Consider the following 15,922-nt stretch of genomic DNA (forward strand, 5'->3'; position numbering starts at 1 on the left):
CGGTTCGCGCGTTGCCCGTGTCATCCGGGCGGTCTTACTTGGCGTACTTGGCCTTTACGTTGGCCTGGCACTTGTCCTTGGCATCGCCGGACATCGCATCGCACTTTTCCTTGTCAGCCTTGTAGGCAGCTTCGGTAGTGTCCTTGCGGGCATCGGCGCGAGCCTCGGCCACATCGGTGCTGGTGCCGGTGGCGGCGGCCTTGTCGACCTTGGCCTCGCCCAGAGCGCGTTCGTGCGATACCTTGGCTTCCTTCACGCACACGTCCTTGTCGTTGCCCTTCTTGTCGTCGCACATTTCCTTGGCCACGTCATAGTCGCGGTCGGCCTTGGTCTTCATGGCCTTGGCATGGGCCTTCTCCGTGCCGTCGCGCTTGGCTTCGGCATTGGCCTTGGCAACATCATGGTCACGCTTGGCTTCGGCCTTGCAGACGTCCTTGGCATTGCCGGACATCCCGTCACACTTGGTCTTGGCCATCTTGTAGTCGGCATCGGCCTGCTTCACGGCGGCGTCATAGTCCGCTTTCGAGCCAGCCTGTGCATAGGCCATGCCCATCGGCGCGGCCACCATCAACGAACACACTGCTGCGCTCAGCCATTTCTTTGCGATCATGTCGTGCTCCTTTTCTCGAGGTGGATACCTGTCAGGCCCGGCAATCTCCGCGCTGAAACCGTTGGATTGCGTTGTGGCCCTGCTGTAGTTGCAGGTTATGTTTTGCCACCCCGGCAAAGCAGAAGACCGCTGCTGAAACATTCGTAAGACAATTCCCACAGCATCACATTTGCTTAATGCAAGTGCACCGCGCGCGTCGCGGCATGAGGCAGCCGTGCAATGAAAAAGGGCCGGCGTGGGCCGGCCCCGGGCAATGACTGAGGCGCGTGCGCCTGGCCCTTAAAAACGGTGTCGATGTCAGTGCGGCACGGAGTCGAGACCGGTTTCCTTCACCACGGCCTGCGCGGCAGGCGCCGCCAGGTATTCCAGCAAGGCCCTGGCCTCGGCAGGATGGTCTGCCTTGACCGGCACACCGCCCGCAAAACGCGTGACGGATTGCACCTCCTCGGGAATGCGGCCGGCAAACGTCACACCCGGCACGGGTAGCAGTTCGGCTACCTGCTGGAAGCCGATTTCGTACTGACCATTTGCCACCGTCGACGCCACCGGGGTCTTTTCCACCTTCTTCGCCTTGGCCGCCAGCGACGGCTCGCCAAGCTTCGCGAACAGTTCGCGCTCCACGTAGACACCGCTGGCGCTATCCGAATACGCGATCGACCTGGCCTGCACCAGCGTCTGGCGCAGGGCCTCGACCGTACGGATATCGGGCACGGTCGCGCCCTGGCGCACCACCATGCCGATGCGCGAATCCGCCAGTTCCACCCGCGACTGCGGATCGACCACGCCCTTCTTGATCAGGTCGTCCAGCGCATAGCCAACCATGATGACCACGTCGGCATGTTCGCCACGCGCCAGCCGGTTCGGGATGGCTTCGGGCGACTTGCCCATCGACGGCCCGTGTTCGGTGTCGAGCCGGGCGCCGCGCTGCGCCGCGTAGTCTGGCGCCAGCTTCTGATAGGCAGCCGTAAATCCGCCAGAAATCATCACGTAGAGATCGGTCGACGGCGTGGTTGCCTGCGCATGGGCACCCGGCGCCAGCAGCATTGCCGAAGCGGCGCCCGCCGCCATCCAGCTCTTGATCATGTTCTTGTGTCTCCCTGTGGGCCAAGCCGTGCATGGAACCGCAGGAATATAGAGACGGCAGGGCATCGCAGCCAAGTCACATTTCAAGAAGACCACTTCACGAATAGTGAAGAGGTACCGTGCCGAGGCCATGTAATCGGTCACTTGCGTTTTGTATCGATCGATCTATAATCGCTCCCACGGTTTCATACAGATCGATACAAAACGAGATCCACCATGGCACGACCCCGACAATTCGACGCGGACGCGGCGCTGTCCGCCGCCCAGGCAACGTTCTGGGCCAAGGGCTATCACGCCACGTCCACGCGTGAACTGACCCAGGCGATGGGCCTGACGCAGCCGAGCCTGTACAACGCGTTTGGCGACAAGCGGCAGTTGTTCATGCAGGCGCTGGACGATTACCTGAACCGCACGCTGCGCGAGCGCATTGCCCGCATCGAAGCCAGCTATCCGCCTGCACAGGCGCTGGTGCAATTCTTTGCCGAAAGCGTCGAGCGCGGTGCCACCGAACTGCCGCACCGTGGCTGCATGCTGATCAATACGGCGCTGGAAGCCTCGAACGAAGACCCCGAACTGAAGGCTGCCGTAGCGCTGGAACTCTCACTGCTGCGGGCCTTCTTCGAGCGGGCAATTCGAGCCGCCCAGGCCGACGGCACCATCGAGCCCAGCCATGCCCCCGGCGATGCGGCCGCCATGCTGCTGTCGCTGCAGGTGGGCATGCGCGTGCTGTCGCGCGTGATGCCGGATCGCGCCCTGCTGGAGGCTTCGGTGCGCCCCGCGCTGGCGTCGCTGGGCCTGCAGACGGCAGACACCCCGCCGGTCTAGCAACCCAGGCCCCGGCCCTCCCATTGCTGCACACCTGCCCCGCGCGGCCTTCCGCCGCGTGGCGGAGACGTTCGTCCCCGACATTCGCGAAGGAATATCCATGTCACAAGATGCCCCCGCCGCCCCTGTTCCGGGCACCCTGCCCAACGCCAGGTCGCTCGACACGCGCGCCCTCCATGCCGCGTTTGCCGGCTTGTCCGCCAGCCTGGTGGCGATCGGCCTGGCCCGCTTTGCCTATACGCCGCTGATCCCTTCGCTGATCCAGGCCCACTGGTTCAGCGCGGCCGATACGGTCACGCTGGGCGCCGCCAACTTTGCCGGCTACCTGGCTGGCGCGTTGCTGGGGCGCCCGCTGGCTGCGCGCCTGTACAACCGGCATGCGTTGCGCTGGCTGATGGTGGCCGTCACGGCGGCATTCTTTGCCTGCGCGTTTCCGTTGTCGGTGGGCTGGTTCTTCGTCTGGCGCTTTCTCTCGGGCCTGTCGGGCGGCGCGATCATGGTGCTGGTTGCTACGGCCATCCTGCCGCACATCGCGCCGGCACGACGCGCCTTTGTCAGCGGCATGATCTTCCTCGGCCTGGGTCTCGGCATCGCTGCATCGGGCACGCTGGTGCCAGAACTGCTCAAGCTCGGGCTGCGCACCACGTGGTTCGGCCTTGGCGCCGTGGCGCTGTTGCTCACCGTACTGAGCTGGGCGGGCTGGCCTGCCACAGATGCGCCATCAGGCATGCCGGCAGCCACCCCGGCGGGCCATCATGCGGCCGACGGCGCGCTGGCCTCGCATCGGCGCACATTGCGCGTGATCTATGTCCAGTACGCGGCCAATGCCCTGGGACTGGTGCCCGCCATGATGTTGCTGGTCGATTACGTGGCGCGCGGCCTGGGTCAGGGTGCGTCGGTGGGCGCCGGATACTGGGTGCTGTATGGCATCGCCGCGATTGCCGGCCCGGTGGTCTGCAGTTGGCTGGGCGGCCGGATCGGCTTCGGCCGTGGCTACCGTATCGCCATGGTGCTGCAGGGGCTCGCGGTCGGCCTGCTGGCGCTGTCGCATCACACGGTGGCGTTGTGGGCGGCGACGATCGTGCTTGGCGCCTTCACACCGGGTATCGTGCCGATGGTGCTGGGCCGCGTACAGGAACTGCTGCCGCACGATCCCACGGCGCAACGCGCCGCCTGGAGCCGCGCGACGGCATCGTTTGCGCTGTTCCAGGCCCTGGGCGGCTATGGCTACGCCTGGCTGTTCTCGCATACCCACGAGAACTACTCGTTGATCTTTGCGTGCGGCGCGGTAGCCATGGCCGTGGCATTCGTTGCGGACTTCACCGTCCGCCAGGCGGCTCCGGCGCGCGCCCAGGCATGAACCCCGGACGGCGGCCTCAGCTGCCGTCCGCGAATTTCTGCAGCAGCCGCATGAACTCGTTCAACTCGCCTTCGGAAAAATTGCGCAGGCGATGATTCAGCACTTCCGGCGCAATATGGGGCAGCTGCGCCGCCACGTCCCTGCCCTTGTCGGTCAGGATCAGGTGGATCATGCGCCGGTCCTCGTCGCTGCGCTGCCGTTGCAGCAAGCCCTTGTTTTCGAGCTTGTCCAGCATACGCGTCATCAGGCCGGTGTCGATGCCCAGCAACCGGCTCACCTCCAGCGGCGTGCTGGCCGCCCCGCGCATCAGCGACAGCAGGATGCCCATCTGCTGGGCGGTGATATCCAGCGGGCGCAGCGCGGCGTCCATCTCCATGAGCAGGCTGTTACGCGCCCGGTTCAGGTGAAATCCGACACTTTGCGTTAGCTGGAAGTTTTCGCGTGTGTAGTGTTTCACGGCATTTCAGGCAAATCAGGAAATGCCAATGTATCTGAGGCGTCAGAAAAAGGAAAGGACACCCGTGGGTGCCTTTCCCGCTCCTGCCGCTTCCAATCGCTTCCAATCGTTTCCAACCATTTCAGATCGGACGATTCAGATACGTGCCGCCCCGCCCGGCTGGCCCAGCACGGCCATCACCTGCTTGACCACGGCGTCGCCCACGCGCTGCGCGTCGGCGGCAACACTGTCGCGCCGCGCTTCGGTCGCGCCATGCACGCCCGCGCTGGCCGCAACGGACGTCGCCACGTGGCTGGCCGCCGCACCCACAACGGCCATCTCGGCCACGCCGGGCATATGGCCGCTGTCGGCATTGGTATCGAACAGTGCCAGCGGGATCGGCTGCGCATGGGCCGGCTGGTACAGCACCTGCACCGATGCCGACACATCGCTCTTGCCGGCACCCAGACCGATCATCGTGCGGCGGCGCTGCTTGCCTTCGTCGATCCTGTCGAAGCGGCCTTCCACGATCAGCGCGTTGGCGTCTGCCGGCACCGGGCCATCGATGCGCACCGCGCGCAGCCCCCTGGCCTGAAGCTGGCGAACGATCTCGTCGGCCGTGGCGTTGCGCGCGGCCAGCGCGGCCTGCGTCTGGGCGCTGTCCGCGCTCCCTGTGCCATCGCCCGAAGCCATCGCCTTGATCCGGTGCATCATGGTGTTGTCGACCTTGACCTGGCTGGCGCTGACGTCGAAGCCGCGCACATAGACCACATCGGCCCGCACGTGCGACAGCGAAGCCGGCACAGACGCTTCGGAGATCATGGTCGTGGCCGACGCGCCGCCGGCCATCATCATCGAAGCCGCCGCCACGGCGGCGATGGTCAGTTGCCTGGCGGTGCACGAGAGGGTCTGGAAAGTGGTCTTCATGATGGGGTCCTTGCTGGGATTTCGGTTGGCACCGGACATCGGTGCCGGGCAGACCCAGTATTGGACGAAGCCCGGCAACAGGCCAGGCGAGAACTATTTCATCCGATGTCACGCCGGCAGCGACACCACCACCTCCAGCCCGCCCCCTTCGCGTTCGCGGAATGACAGCGCACCGCCGTGCAGCCGCGCAATGCGGTCGACGATGGCAAGCCCCAGGCCCGTGCCACCCTCGCCATGCGTATTGCGGCCCCGGCTGAAGGGTGCGCGAAGCTGCTCCAGTTCGGCCGCTCCCAGCCCCGTGCCGCGATCGCAGATCGCCACGTGGGCCTGCTGGCCGTCCTGCCAGGTGCGCACGAAAAGGCCCGTCTTGCCGTACTTGATCGCGTTCTGCATCAGGTTCATCAGCATGCGCAACATGCTGGTGGGCCGATACACCACCGGGTGCAGCGGCCCCAGGTCAAGCTCGAATTCGTGCCCCAGCCCCGCGAAATCGGCCGCCAGCTGGCTAACCAGCGCATTAAGGTCGCCGGGCTGCGGCGCCTCTTTCTCGCCGCTGCCGGCGTAGTCCATGAACTGCTGAAGGATCATGTCGATGTGATCGAGATACCCTTCCACCGATGCCACGAACGCATCGTCGGTGCCACGCGGCAACGTCATCGCCATGGCCAGGCGCAGCTTGGTCAGCGGCGTGCGGATGTCGTGCGATACACCCGCCAGCATCAACGCACGCGTCTTCTCTGCCTGGCGCAGCGCCTCGGTCATGTCGTTGAAGGCGCGGCTGACCTCGGCGATTTCGGTGGGCCCATTGGTCGGCAGGTCATCGGGCATATCCCCCGCATGGATGCGATTGGCCGCCTGCGCCAGATCCTGCAACGGCCGGTTGATATGGCGCTGGAGCAGGTAGCCGGTCAGCGCCGCCAGCAGCGCCAGCGCCGCCGACAGCGCAATGGCGGCCGTGATGCCGCTGGCCTGCGCATCGGCCGTCATCGGCAGCGCGATCCACGTGGGCGATCCGGCGGCGTGCACCTGGATCCAGAGCTTTTCGTCCTCGTCGCTGCCTTGCCAGCGCACATCGGTATCGCGCGACAGATCGCGCCGCAGCGCCCGCATGAACACATCGCGCTGCCAGGTGCGGAACAGGTGGGCGGCATCGGCGCCGGGCGGATCGTCGGGCGGCGGATCGTTCTGGCCGCCCATGCGCGCCACAGCCGCCTGGGCCTCGCCGGCCGGCATGGTGCCGAGCGCGCGGTCCATCAGCGTGACGTAGTGCGAGAACACGGCGGCGGCGCGCTCCACGCGCGGACGCTGCACATAGTGCAGCAGCACGAACAGCGAGCAGGCCTGTGTCAGGAATACCAGGATCACCAGCAGGACGATATTGCGCGCCAGCAGCGAGCGCGGCAGCACGTGGCGCATCATGCGTCCACGCCGGCCACCAGCATGTAGCCGACGCCCCAGACGGTCTTGATGAAGCGTGGCTTGGATGGATCTTCCTCGACGATCTGGCGCAGCCGCAGGATCTGCACGTCGATGCTGCGGTCCAGCGCGTCATGGTCGCGCCCGCGGGCCCGCGCCAGCAGGTTCTCGCGGCTGACCGCGCGATTGGGCGACGACCCCAGCGCATGCAGCAACAGCATCTGGGCCGAGTGCACTTCCACGGCCACCCCGCCGCGCGTCAGCGTCTGCTTGCCGACATCGAAGCGGAATTCCCCGAAACTCAGGGTCTGGCTGATCACCGTCGGGTCGCCCGCGGCAATCTTCTGGCGCCGCAACAGCGCGCGGATGCGGGCCACCAGTTCGTCGGGCAGGAACGGCTTGGCAAGGTAGTCGTCGGCGCCCGTATCCAGGCCTACCACGCGGTCGGCGGGGTCGCCCTTGGCCGTCAGCATCAGGATGGGCAGCGTCTGGCCTTCGGCCCGCAGCCGGCGGCAGATCGTGAGCCCGTCTTCGGGCTCCATCATCAGGTCAAGCACCAGCAGGTCGTAGGGCTCGCGCTGCAGGTAGCGGTTGAGTTGCTTGCCGTCGGCCACGGCCCGCACCTGGAAACCATGGCCGGTCAGAAAGCGCTGCAGCATGTTGCGCAGCTCGGCCTCGTCGTCGAGCACGATGATGCGGTGTCCCTGCTCCATGGCATCCCTCCGGTTCTTATGATTTTTGATGCTGGACTGACCTGCCCCTGGTGTTGCCCATTTACTGTTGCGCCATCAACGCGACCGCATGCGCTGGGCCATGAACGCCTCGATCTGCGGCAGCGTCAGGTAGCCCGCGTGATGCGTATCCATCTCGTCGAAGTGCCGCGCCACCATCGGCATCCCCGCTTGCGCCTGTTCGCGCGTCAGCTTGCCGTCACGCGTGGTATTGGCGTGGACAAAGCGCGTCTGCAACTGCGACAGCACCTGCTCGGTACGTTCCATGCGGTTTTCACCACCGCCGCCCGCCAGGCCCTGTGCGCTGGCCCCTGCAGAAACAATACACAAGATCATTACCGTGATCATCTTCTTCATGATGCAACTCCGTTGGATTGCCGGCGCCTGGCGTTCTGCCCCTGGCCGGTGAGGTCAAAAATCGTGGGTGCAACCGTGGCCGGTCAGGCGTAGTGCGCCGGCACCCAGACGCGGCCCACCCAGTGGCCCGGTACCAGGACGGCCACCCGGGCCGGCGCCACATAAACCGGCGGAGCCACCACGACGGGTGCCACGCGCATCGGCGGAGGCGGCGTCACCACCACAGGTGCGGGCACCACGACCGGCGCCGGGGCGACCACGGCCACGGGCACGGGCGGAGGCACCACCACCGGGGCCGGTGCCACCACCGTGACCGGCGGAAGCGGCGCCACATAGACCGGCGCCGCGCCCACCACCACCGTGCTGCCAGTGCTGACCGTCGACCCGTGGTAGACGGTGCTGCCGCCGCCCGTGGTCACCACGCCCGGGGCCACGCGGGTGGCGCTGCCGGAATGGGTGACGCTGCCGCCATAGCTGTTGCTGACGGTGCCAGAGCGGTCGCACGTGTTGCCGGCGCAGTTCGTCGCCGCCGAATGGTTCCAGCTGTTGCCATTGCCGCCCGACACGGTGCCCGACGAGTTGTACTGGCCCGGGCCGTCGCGCGTCACGCTGCCATTGGTACTGGCCGTGCGGCCGTTCGAGCCGGTCATGTCGCCGCTATGGCTGCAGGTGCCGCCCGCGCAGCTGGTGCTGCCGTCGTGCTGCACCGAACGACCGTTCGGTCCTGCCGCCGTACCGGTGTTCGAGAACTGGCCCGGTGCGTTGCGCGTCACGGTGCCGGTGTTGGTGGCCGTCCTGCCCCACGGGCCGACTGCGCCACCGGCATGCGAGCAGCTGCCGCCGCCGCAGGACATCGCATGGCCTCCGCTGAACTCGCCGCGCGGCGTATAGGCATTGAAATGACCACCGCTCCAGGCGAAGGCCGAGGCATTGGCAAGCAGCATCAGCGATCCGGCTGCGGCGATCAGGAGGCGGTTAGCCATGGTGTGTGTCCTCTCGGTTCGATTCGTTTGACGCGCGGTGTCGCGTCGACGGGCTGAACTCTAGGATGCGGACCAGCGGCTGTCGCCCTGCCATTCATGTCGGAATATGTCACGCCGGGCTGGTGACATCGGGCGAAATAATTGCCTGGCGGAAGCGCTCCGCCACGTGCGTCATGCACATCGCAGGGCCCCGGTGTGCGATCATCGTGGCCTGTCCTGACTTCCCTCCCGCCGCCCCCACGCCATGCCCGAACGCATCAGCGAAGACATCACGTTCCGCAAGCTCGAAGCGCTGCTTGCGTTCATGGACACGGGCAACCTTGCCAAGGCCGCCGAGATGCTGGAAGTCAGCACAGTGAGCGTGCACCGGGCCCTGCATTCGCTGGAGGAGGGGTTGCGCTGCGCCCTGTTCCGCCACGAGGGCCGCAACCTGCTGCCCACCGAGGCGGCCCACGTGCTGGCCGATGTGGCGCGCGACGTGCTCAAGACCATGGCCGACGGCGTGCGCGTGACGCGCGAGGCCGCCGGTTATTCAGCCGACCAGCTCAAGATCGGATCGCTTTATTCGCTGACGATCCGGACCGTGCCGCAGGTGGTGATAGGCATCAAGATGCGCCGCCCCGAACTGCAGACCGAACTGGTGCTGGGCTCCAACGCGGACCTGCTCGACAAACTGCGCCAGGGCACCATCGACGCCACGCTGATGGGGCTGCCCGAGCCCAGTGCCGAAATCGAGTCGATCCCGATGTTCGAGGACGACATCTTCTTTGCCACGCCGGCCGACTCGCACTACGCCAGGCTGGCCGCGGTGGACCTGCGCCAGTGCCGCGACGAGCCGTTCGTGTCGCTGGGCGACGGATTCGTGACATCGAGCGGTTTTGCCGAGGCGTTCCGCATTGCCGACTTCACGCCAAACGTGGTGATGAAGGTCGGCGACATCTTCTCGCTGATGAACCTCGTGGGCGGCGGCATCGGCTACTCGCTGCTGCCCGGCCGCGTGCGCGACGTGTTCGCGCGCAACGTGGCCTTCGTACCGCTGACGGCCGACTACGGCATGAAGCAGACCATCGGGCTCAGCTTCCTGCGCCGCCGCGAGCGCGATCCCAACCTGCTGGCGCTGGCGGCGGTCTGCCGCATGCTGACGCAGGCCGGCGGCCGCACGCCCGGCTGATCAGCCTGATCAGCCGCCCACAATCGCCTTGGTCGCCAGGAACAGCACCGACGGCCCGAGCAGGCAGCCCAGCCCGGTGTGGAACGTGGCGACCAGCGCGCCATAGGGCACCAGCCGGCGATCCGTGGCGGCCAGTCCGGCCGATACGCCGCTGACCGTGCCCGCCAGCCCGCCGAACACCATGGCGGCGCGCGGGTTGTTCAGCCCCAGGAAGCCCGCCGCGAACGGCGTGCCCACCATCACGATGATGGCCTTGATCAGCCCGGTGGCAATCGACAGCGCAATCACATCGGAACTGGCACCAAGCGCGGCGCCGGTCACAGGGCCGACGATATAGGTCACCGCGCCGGCGCCGATGGTCGTCATGCTGACCGCGTCGCTGTAGCCGAACGCCCGCGCCACCAGCGCGCCGACGATGAACGGCACCACGGTACCCAGCAGCAGCGACACGGCCCCCACCATGCCCGCCTTGCGCGCCTCGCGCACCTGCACCTCGAAAGCCGTGGCAACGATGGCGAAGTCGCGCAGCATGGCGCCACCCATCAGGCCGATGCCCGAGAACAGCGCGAAATCGGCCAGGCCCTTTTCCTTGCCGGTGACCACGCCCCCGTAATAGGCCAGCGCCAGGCCAATCATGATGGCGATGGCCGACGCGTGCAGGCGCCCCTTTGTCAGCCTTTTCGATATCTGGGAAGACACCCACATCACAATGCCGACGGTGGCGAAGGCCGTCACCAGGCCGTTGTGGAGCAGGACGTTGTCGAACATCATGGCCGGAGCAGCGATCGTCATGGCGGTCTCCTGGCTTATTGCGAAACGGCTTCGGCCGGCAGCGGGGGCAGCGGCTCGTGGTCGCCGGTGCGGCTGAGCAGCGCAATCAGGCAGGCACAGGCCGCCACGGCCAGGATGGCCGCCAGCACGGCCACCGGGCCACCGCGCAGCGCAGCCACCACGTTCTGCTGGGCAGCCATCGCCACCACCACGGGGATATACATCGCGCCCCAGAAGCCCACGCCTGCCTCGGTCTCCTTCGGCATCAGGCCACGGTCGTGCAGGTAGAGCCGGATGAATATCAGCAGCAGCATGGCGATGCCCACCCCGCCCACATTCGACTTCACGCCGATGGCGGCGCCGAGCAGGTCGCCCAGGTACAGGCCCACCAGGTGGCAGATGGCCAGTAGCGCGGTTCCGTAGATGATCATGGTTGTCTCCAGTTGGTGTTGTAGTCGCCGCTTCCCCGGTGGGGCGGACATTTGCAGACAACTCTAGGAACGGTGGCGCGCCGCATCAATCAACCAGCGGCACATGATCGTTACGGTCCGGTTAATCGTTTGGTTACCTTGCTGTTAAGCATTTAGTTACGCCCGCCGTAACGGTCCGTCGCCGACGTTGATTGTTCGCCCGCCACCGCGTGGCCTATCTTTGCCGTAACGACCGCAGCACACCGGAGACGTCATGCTGAACCCGATACCGGAACGACAATGGGACACGCGCCGCACCGAAAAACGGCGCCGCCAGGACCTGGGCGCGAAGATCGCCACGGGCAAGGTGGTGCCCACCGGCGACATCGTGCGCTTTCTGGAGACCATCACCGCCCCCGGCGACCGCGTGGTGCTGGAAGGCAACAACCAGAAACAGGCCGATTTCCTGTCGCGCGCCCTGGCCGAGGCCGATCCGTCGCGCGTGCATGACCTGCACATGATCATCCCGAGCGTGAGCCGGGTGGAACACCTGGACCTGTTCGAGCGCGGCATCGCCCGCAAGCTGGACTTCGCCTACGCGGGCGCGCAGAGCGTGCGGATCTCGCAGTTCCTGGAAGACGGCCTGCTCGAAGTGGGCGCCATCCATACCTATATCGAACTGTACTCGCGGCTCTATGTCGACCTGACGCCGCAGATCGTGCTGACGGCCGGCTACAAGGCCGACCGCGACGGCAACCTGTACACGGGTCCCAGCACCGAGGATTCGCCGGCGCTGGTGGAAGCCGCCGCGTTCCGCGACGGTATCGTGATCGCCCAGGTCAACGAGATCGTCGACGACCCGGCCGACCTGCCGCGCGTGGACATTCCGGGCTCCTGGATCGACTACGTGGTGCAGTCCGACAAGCCGTTCTTCTGCGAACCGCTATTCACGCGCGACCCGCGCCTGATCAAGCCGGTACACATCCTGATGGCGATGATGGCGATCCGCGGCATCTACGAGCGCCACAACGTGCAGTCGCTGAACCATGGCATCGGCTTCAACACCGCCGCCATCGAACTGATCCTGCCCACCTACGGCGAGCAGCTGGGCCTGAAGGGCAAGATCTGCAAGTACTGGACGCTCAATCCGCACCCGACGCTGATTCCGGCCATCGAATCGGGCTGGGTGGAAAGCGTGCACAGCTTCGGCAGCGAACTGGGCATGGAAGACTATGTGGCCGCCCGGCCCGACGTGTTCTTCACGGGCCGCGACGGCAGCATGCGTTCGAACCGCGCGCTGTGCCAGCTGGCCGGCCAGTACGCGGTAGACCTGTTTATCGGTTCCACGCTGCAGATCGATGGCGACGGGCATTCGTCCACGGTCACGCGCGGCCGGCTGTCCGGCTTCGGCGGCGCACCGAACATGGGCCACAACCCCGGCGGCCGCCGCCACGCCACGCCTGCCTGGCTGGACCTGATCGAGACCGACGATCCGCTGGCCCGTGGCCGCAAGCTCGTGGTGCAGATGGTGGAAACGTTCCAGGCCGGCGGCAAGCCGACCTTCGTGGAATCGATGGATGCCGTGCAGGTTGCCAGGGACAGCGGCATGCCGCTGGCGCCGGTCATGATCTATGGCGACGACGTCACGCACGTGCTGACCGAGGAAGGCATCGCCTACCTCTACAAGGCGCGCTCGCTGGAAGAGCGGCGCCGCATGATTGCCGCCGTGGCCGGCGTCACGCCGATCGGCATGCGGCACGATCCGGCCACCACGCGCCAGATGCGCAGCGACGGCCTGATCGCGCTGCCAGAAGACCTTGGCGTGCATCGCGCGCAGGCCACGCGCTCGCTGCTGGCCGCGCGCAGCATGGCCGACCTGGTGGAATGGTCGGGCGGCCTCTACAACCCGCCCGCCCGCTTCAGGAGCTGGTGATGGCTGCGCTGGCACCCCTCCCATCGGCCTCTTGTCGCAACTTCGCGCCGTCCGGCCTGGCCGCCGCCATCGGTGACCTGGCCGTCACGGTCCTGGTGGACGAAGCCACGCTGGCGCCCAAGCCCGGGCTGGTCGACGCGCGCGGCAACGGCGCCCATGCCGACATGTCGCTGTCGCTGATGATCGCTTCGGCGCACAGCCTGGCCGACAGCTTCACGGCCATGGCGCTGGCCGGACAGCAGGCGCGCCGCATCGACATGGCGCTGCGCGAACGCCTTGGTGCGCTGGGCCGCGAGGCCGAAGCCGCCATGCTGCGTGCCACGGGCGGCGTCAACACGCATCGCGGCGCGATCTGGTCACTGGGCCTGCTGGCCGGTGCGGCTGGCTGGCTGGGCAAGACGCGCGGCACCGTACCCAACGCCAAGGCCATCGCGCAGATGGCCGCCGTGATCGCCCGCCTGCCCGACCGGCATCGCCCCGCCCACACCGGCAACAAGGGCGAACTGGCACGCGCCGCCTACGGCGTGGGCGGCGCGCGAGAACAGGCCGAAGCGGGCTTTCCGCACGTGATGGGCATCGGCCTGCCGATGCTGCGCGAGGCCCGCGCACGCGGCGATGCCGAACCCACGGCACAGGTCAACGCACTGCTGGCCATCATGGCGCGGCTCGACGATACCTGCGTGCTGGCGCGCGCCGGCCGTGCCGGGCTGGCCGATGTGCAGGCCGGCGCCGACGCGGTGCTTGACGCTGGCGGCATCGGCACGCTGGCCGGGCGCCGCCGCCTGCATGAACTCGAAGCGACGATGCACGCGCGCCATGCATCGCCGGGCGGCAGCGCCGACCTGCTGGCCGCCACCCTCTTTCTTGATCGGCTTGGCGGGCTTCCGGCCGCGCCATCTGGAGAACATTGATGGAACAGCTCCGTTTCGAATACGCCGCCGGCGCCCCGGCCGCGCACCGCGTGCTGGTGGGCGTAGTCGGGTCTGGCGACCTGGAAGTCATCATCGAGCCGGGCGAAGCCGGCAAGACGTTGATCGACGTCACCACATCGATCAACGGATACGGCCGTGTCTGGGACGCCCAGCTCAACCGCGTGTTCAGTGCCGAGCCGCGCGCCGCGATGAAGATCCGCATCCACGACTTCGGCGCCACACCCGGCGTGGTCGGCATGCGCCTGGCCGAAGCGTTCGAAGCCCTCGACAGCAAGGAGCCGACATGACCCGCGCCGTAATGCTCTCGCGCGAGAGCTTTGTCGAACTCGGCGCACGCGAACGTGCGCGCGCCCTGCTGGACCCCGGTACCTTCCGCGAGCTGGCCGGGCCTTTCGACGGCCTGACGTCGCCGTGGCTGGAACGCCAGGGCGTGGTGCCGCAAGGCGACGACGGCGTGATCGTTGCCAAGGGCCGGATCGACCGGCAGCCCGCCGTGGTGCTGGCCATCGAAGGCGCGTTCCAGGGTGGCAGCCTGGGCGAAGTGGGCGGTGCCAAGATCGCCGGTGCGCTGGAACTGGCCGCCGACGATAACCGCCGCGGCGTGCCCACGCGTGCCGTCATCCTGTTCGAAACCGGCGGCGTGCGCCTGCAGGAAGCCAACCTGGGCCTGGCCGCGATTGCCGAGATCCACGCCGGCATCGTCGATCTGCGCCGCTACCAGCCCGTGATCGGCGTGATTGCCGGCCAGGTGGGCTGCTTTGGCGGCATGTCGATTGCCGCCGGCCTGTGCAGCGCACTGGTGGTCACACGTGAGGCGCGCCTTGGCCTGAACGGCCCGGCCGTGATCGAACAGGAAGCCGGCGTGGGCGAATACGACTCGCGCGACCGCCCGTTCATCTGGGGCCTGACCGGCGGCGAGCAACGCCATGCCACAGGCCTGGCCGACCGCTATGTCGACGACGACGCGGCCGAGATCCGCGACGTGGTGGCCGAACTGGCAACCGCGCCCGTACAGGACACCGCACGCAGCGAGCGCTACGCGGACTACCTGCAGCGCATCGCCACCTATACCGCCGGCGATACCGTCCATCAACCGGACCCGGCCACCGTGCGCCGCCTCTATGGAGAACGTCAATGAGCGCCACGCCCGTACACGCTGCACAACCCGCCACGAGCCGGGGCGAAACCTGGCTGGCCGCCCTGGGCGGCAACGCCGCGCGGCTGCCCGGCTATCCCGCATCGGTCCTGGTTGCCGACGTGGAGACCGCTGGCCGTGCCGCGCGCCTGATTGCCGTGGTTCCCGACGCCGCCAGCCCATTCCCGCGGGCCCGCCAGGGCGAGGTGGGGCTGCTCGAAGGCTGGTCGCTGGCGCGCGCCGTGCATGACGCCGTGGCCGCCGACCGCGACCGTCCGGTCAAGCGCGCCATCATCGCCATCGTCGACACGCCCAGCCAGGCCTATGGCCGCCGCGAGGAAGCCTTCGGCATTCACCAGGCGCTCGCCAGCGCCGCTGCCGCGTATGCCACGGCGCGGCTGCAGGGTCATCCCGTGATCGCGCTGCTGGTGGGCAAGGCGATGTCGGGCGCCTTCCTGGCGCACGGCTACCAGGCCAACCGCATCCTGGCGCTGCGCGATCCGGGCGTGCAGGTCCACGCGATGGGCAAGGAAGCCGCCGCCCGCATCACGCTGCGCAGTGTCGAAGACCTGGAGGCGTTTGCCGCCACCGTGCCGCCGATGGCATACGACCTCGACAACTACGCCACGCTGGGTCTGCTGTGGCGCACGATTGCCGTGCAGGATGCCGCCGCGCCCGCCGCGCAAGACCTGGCCGCAGTGCAGGGCCAGCTTGCCGAGGCGCTGGCCGATATCGACGCCGACCCGCAACGCGACCTGCGCAGCCGCCTGCAGGGCGAAAACCGCGGCGCCACGCGCCAGGCCCGCGCGCTGCTGGCCAGCCAATGGCAGGACAAGGACTGA

Annotated in this window: 18 protein-coding genes; 8 read left to right on the forward strand and 10 right to left on the reverse strand. The window is 67.3% G+C overall.

The window, feature by feature from the left end; translation table 11 throughout:
- Positions 1–34 precede the first annotated feature (34 nt).
- Both ACOABP_RS22155 and ACOABP_RS22160 read right to left on the reverse strand, forming a co-directional pair.
- Positions 35–607 (reverse strand): hypothetical protein, encoded by a 573-nt coding sequence (locus tag ACOABP_RS22155; protein WP_474230493.1) that lies wholly within the window; start codon positions 605–607, stop codon positions 35–37.
- A 300-nt stretch (positions 608–907) separates the two neighbouring features.
- The gene (locus ACOABP_RS22160) at positions 908–1,654 is read right to left on the reverse strand and encodes a substrate-binding domain-containing protein (protein ID WP_474230494.1); all 747 of its coding nucleotides are present in this window, start codon (positions 1,652–1,654) and stop codon (positions 908–910) included.
- A gap of 255 nt (positions 1,655–1,909) precedes the next feature.
- On the opposite strand from ACOABP_RS22160, the gene ACOABP_RS22165 reads away from it, so the two are divergent.
- Both ACOABP_RS22165 and ACOABP_RS22170 read left to right on the forward strand, forming a co-directional pair.
- Positions 1,910–2,518 (forward strand): TetR/AcrR family transcriptional regulator, encoded by a 609-nt coding sequence (locus tag ACOABP_RS22165; protein WP_474230311.1) that lies wholly within the window; start codon positions 1,910–1,912, stop codon positions 2,516–2,518.
- A 100-nt stretch (positions 2,519–2,618) separates the two neighbouring features.
- On the forward strand, positions 2,619–3,878 hold the full coding sequence (locus tag ACOABP_RS22170; RefSeq protein ID WP_474230312.1) for a YbfB/YjiJ family MFS transporter: 1,260 nt from the start codon (positions 2,619–2,621) through the stop codon (positions 3,876–3,878).
- Positions 3,879–3,894: 16 nt separating this feature from the next.
- Here the strand turns inward: ACOABP_RS22170 and ACOABP_RS22175 are convergent, their stop codons facing one another.
- From ACOABP_RS22175 to ACOABP_RS22200, 6 genes are all read right to left on the reverse strand, one after another.
- The gene (locus ACOABP_RS22175; protein WP_474230313.1) at positions 3,895–4,335 is read right to left on the reverse strand and encodes a MarR family winged helix-turn-helix transcriptional regulator; all 441 of its coding nucleotides are present in this window, start codon (positions 4,333–4,335) and stop codon (positions 3,895–3,897) included.
- Positions 4,336–4,470: 135 nt separating this feature from the next.
- Positions 4,471–5,241 (reverse strand): DUF4410 domain-containing protein, encoded by a 771-nt coding sequence (locus tag ACOABP_RS22180; protein ID WP_474230314.1) that lies wholly within the window; start codon positions 5,239–5,241, stop codon positions 4,471–4,473.
- Positions 5,242–5,349: 108 nt separating this feature from the next.
- Positions 5,350–6,657 carry an ATP-binding protein gene (locus ACOABP_RS22185; RefSeq protein ID WP_474230495.1) on the reverse strand — a complete coding sequence of 436 codons (1,308 nt, stop codon included), beginning with the start codon at positions 6,655–6,657 and terminating at the stop codon, positions 5,350–5,352.
- Positions 6,657–7,370 carry a response regulator gene (locus tag ACOABP_RS22190; RefSeq protein ID WP_474230315.1) on the reverse strand — a complete coding sequence of 238 codons (714 nt, stop codon included), beginning with the start codon at positions 7,368–7,370 and terminating at the stop codon, positions 6,657–6,659. Before ACOABP_RS22190 ends, ACOABP_RS22185 begins: the two co-directional genes overlap by 1 nt.
- 75 nt (positions 7,371–7,445) lie before the next feature.
- A complete protein-coding gene (locus tag ACOABP_RS22195) occupies positions 7,446–7,745 on the reverse strand; it encodes an EF-hand domain-containing protein (RefSeq protein WP_474230317.1) in 300 nt (99 codons plus the stop codon).
- A gap of 83 nt (positions 7,746–7,828) precedes the next feature.
- Entirely contained in the window at positions 7,829–8,728 is a 900-nt protein-coding gene (locus tag ACOABP_RS22200) for a hypothetical protein (RefSeq protein WP_474230318.1), read from the reverse strand.
- A 244-nt stretch (positions 8,729–8,972) separates the two neighbouring features.
- Between ACOABP_RS22200 and ACOABP_RS22205 the strand changes: the two genes are divergently transcribed.
- Entirely contained in the window at positions 8,973–9,899 is a 927-nt protein-coding gene (locus ACOABP_RS22205; protein WP_474230319.1) for a LysR family transcriptional regulator, read from the forward strand.
- A 9-nt stretch (positions 9,900–9,908) separates the two neighbouring features.
- Here ACOABP_RS22205 and madM read toward each other — a convergent pair whose 3' ends face one another.
- Together madM and madL are read right to left on the reverse strand one after the other, a co-directional pair.
- Positions 9,909–10,691 carry a malonate transporter subunit MadM gene (madM, locus tag ACOABP_RS22210; protein ID WP_474230321.1) on the reverse strand — a complete coding sequence of 261 codons (783 nt, stop codon included), beginning with the start codon at positions 10,689–10,691 and terminating at the stop codon, positions 9,909–9,911.
- A gap of 14 nt (positions 10,692–10,705) precedes the next feature.
- A complete protein-coding gene (madL, locus tag ACOABP_RS22215) occupies positions 10,706–11,101 on the reverse strand; it encodes a malonate transporter subunit MadL (protein ID WP_066741134.1) in 396 nt (131 codons plus the stop codon).
- 253 nt (positions 11,102–11,354) lie between these two features.
- Here madL and mdcA point away from each other — a divergent pair, with 253 nt between their 5' ends.
- The 5 genes from mdcA to mdcE are packed head-to-tail and all read left to right on the forward strand — an operon-like array spanning position 11,355 to position 15,922.
- A complete protein-coding gene (gene mdcA / locus ACOABP_RS22220) occupies positions 11,355–13,013 on the forward strand; it encodes a malonate decarboxylase subunit alpha (protein WP_066741133.1) in 1,659 nt (552 codons plus the stop codon).
- Entirely contained in the window at positions 13,013–13,924 is a 912-nt protein-coding gene (locus ACOABP_RS22225; protein WP_474230323.1) for a triphosphoribosyl-dephospho-CoA synthase, read from the forward strand. Before mdcA ends, ACOABP_RS22225 begins: the two co-directional genes overlap by 1 nt.
- Positions 13,924–14,232, forward strand: coding sequence for a malonate decarboxylase subunit delta (locus tag ACOABP_RS22230; RefSeq protein ID WP_474230325.1), 309 nt, complete (start codon positions 13,924–13,926; stop codon positions 14,230–14,232). Before ACOABP_RS22225 ends, ACOABP_RS22230 begins: the two co-directional genes overlap by 1 nt.
- Complete coding sequence (locus tag ACOABP_RS22235; RefSeq protein ID WP_474230327.1) at positions 14,229–15,083, forward strand: biotin-independent malonate decarboxylase subunit beta; 855 nt, start codon at positions 14,229–14,231, stop codon at positions 15,081–15,083. The genes ACOABP_RS22230 and ACOABP_RS22235 overlap by 4 nt, the downstream gene beginning before the upstream one ends.
- Positions 15,080–15,922: a biotin-independent malonate decarboxylase subunit gamma gene (mdcE, locus tag ACOABP_RS22240; protein ID WP_474230329.1), complete on the forward strand. Its 843-nt coding sequence runs from the start codon at positions 15,080–15,082 to the stop codon at positions 15,920–15,922. The genes ACOABP_RS22235 and mdcE overlap by 4 nt, the downstream gene beginning before the upstream one ends.

This window comes from Cupriavidus sp. HE11, assembly GCF_056097175.1.

Coding starts and splice junctions, on each gene's coding strand:
- ACOABP_RS22200 (WP_474230318.1), bottom strand. CDS start 8,728: ATGGCTAACCGCCTCCTGATCGCCGCAGCCGGATCGCTGATGCTGCTT.
- ACOABP_RS22230 (WP_474230325.1), top strand. CDS start 13,924: ATGGAACAGCTCCGTTTCGAATACGCCGCCGGCGCCCCGGCCGCGCAC.
- ACOABP_RS22205 (WP_474230319.1), top strand. CDS start 8,973: ATGCCCGAACGCATCAGCGAAGACATCACGTTCCGCAAGCTCGAAGCG.
- madL (WP_066741134.1), bottom strand. CDS start 11,101: ATGATCATCTACGGAACCGCGCTACTGGCCATCTGCCACCTGGTGGGC.
- ACOABP_RS22160 (WP_474230494.1), bottom strand. CDS start 1,654: ATGCTGCTGGCGCCGGGTGCCCATGCGCAGGCAACCACGCCGTCGACC.
- ACOABP_RS22225 (WP_474230323.1), top strand. CDS start 13,013: ATGGCTGCGCTGGCACCCCTCCCATCGGCCTCTTGTCGCAACTTCGCG.
- ACOABP_RS22170 (WP_474230312.1), top strand. CDS start 2,619: ATGTCACAAGATGCCCCCGCCGCCCCTGTTCCGGGCACCCTGCCCAAC.
- ACOABP_RS22235 (WP_474230327.1), top strand. CDS start 14,229: ATGACCCGCGCCGTAATGCTCTCGCGCGAGAGCTTTGTCGAACTCGGC.
- ACOABP_RS22190 (WP_474230315.1), bottom strand. CDS start 7,370: ATGGAGCAGGGACACCGCATCATCGTGCTCGACGACGAGGCCGAGCTG.
- madM (WP_474230321.1), bottom strand. CDS start 10,691: ATGACGATCGCTGCTCCGGCCATGATGTTCGACAACGTCCTGCTCCAC.
- ACOABP_RS22185 (WP_474230495.1), bottom strand. CDS start 6,657: ATGCGCCACGTGCTGCCGCGCTCGCTGCTGGCGCGCAATATCGTCCTG.
- mdcA (WP_066741133.1), top strand. CDS start 11,355: ATGCTGAACCCGATACCGGAACGACAATGGGACACGCGCCGCACCGAA.
- ACOABP_RS22165 (WP_474230311.1), top strand. CDS start 1,910: ATGGCACGACCCCGACAATTCGACGCGGACGCGGCGCTGTCCGCCGCC.
- ACOABP_RS22195 (WP_474230317.1), bottom strand. CDS start 7,745: ATGAAGAAGATGATCACGGTAATGATCTTGTGTATTGTTTCTGCAGGG.
- mdcE (WP_474230329.1), top strand. CDS start 15,080: ATGAGCGCCACGCCCGTACACGCTGCACAACCCGCCACGAGCCGGGGC.
- ACOABP_RS22180 (WP_474230314.1), bottom strand. CDS start 5,241: ATGAAGACCACTTTCCAGACCCTCTCGTGCACCGCCAGGCAACTGACC.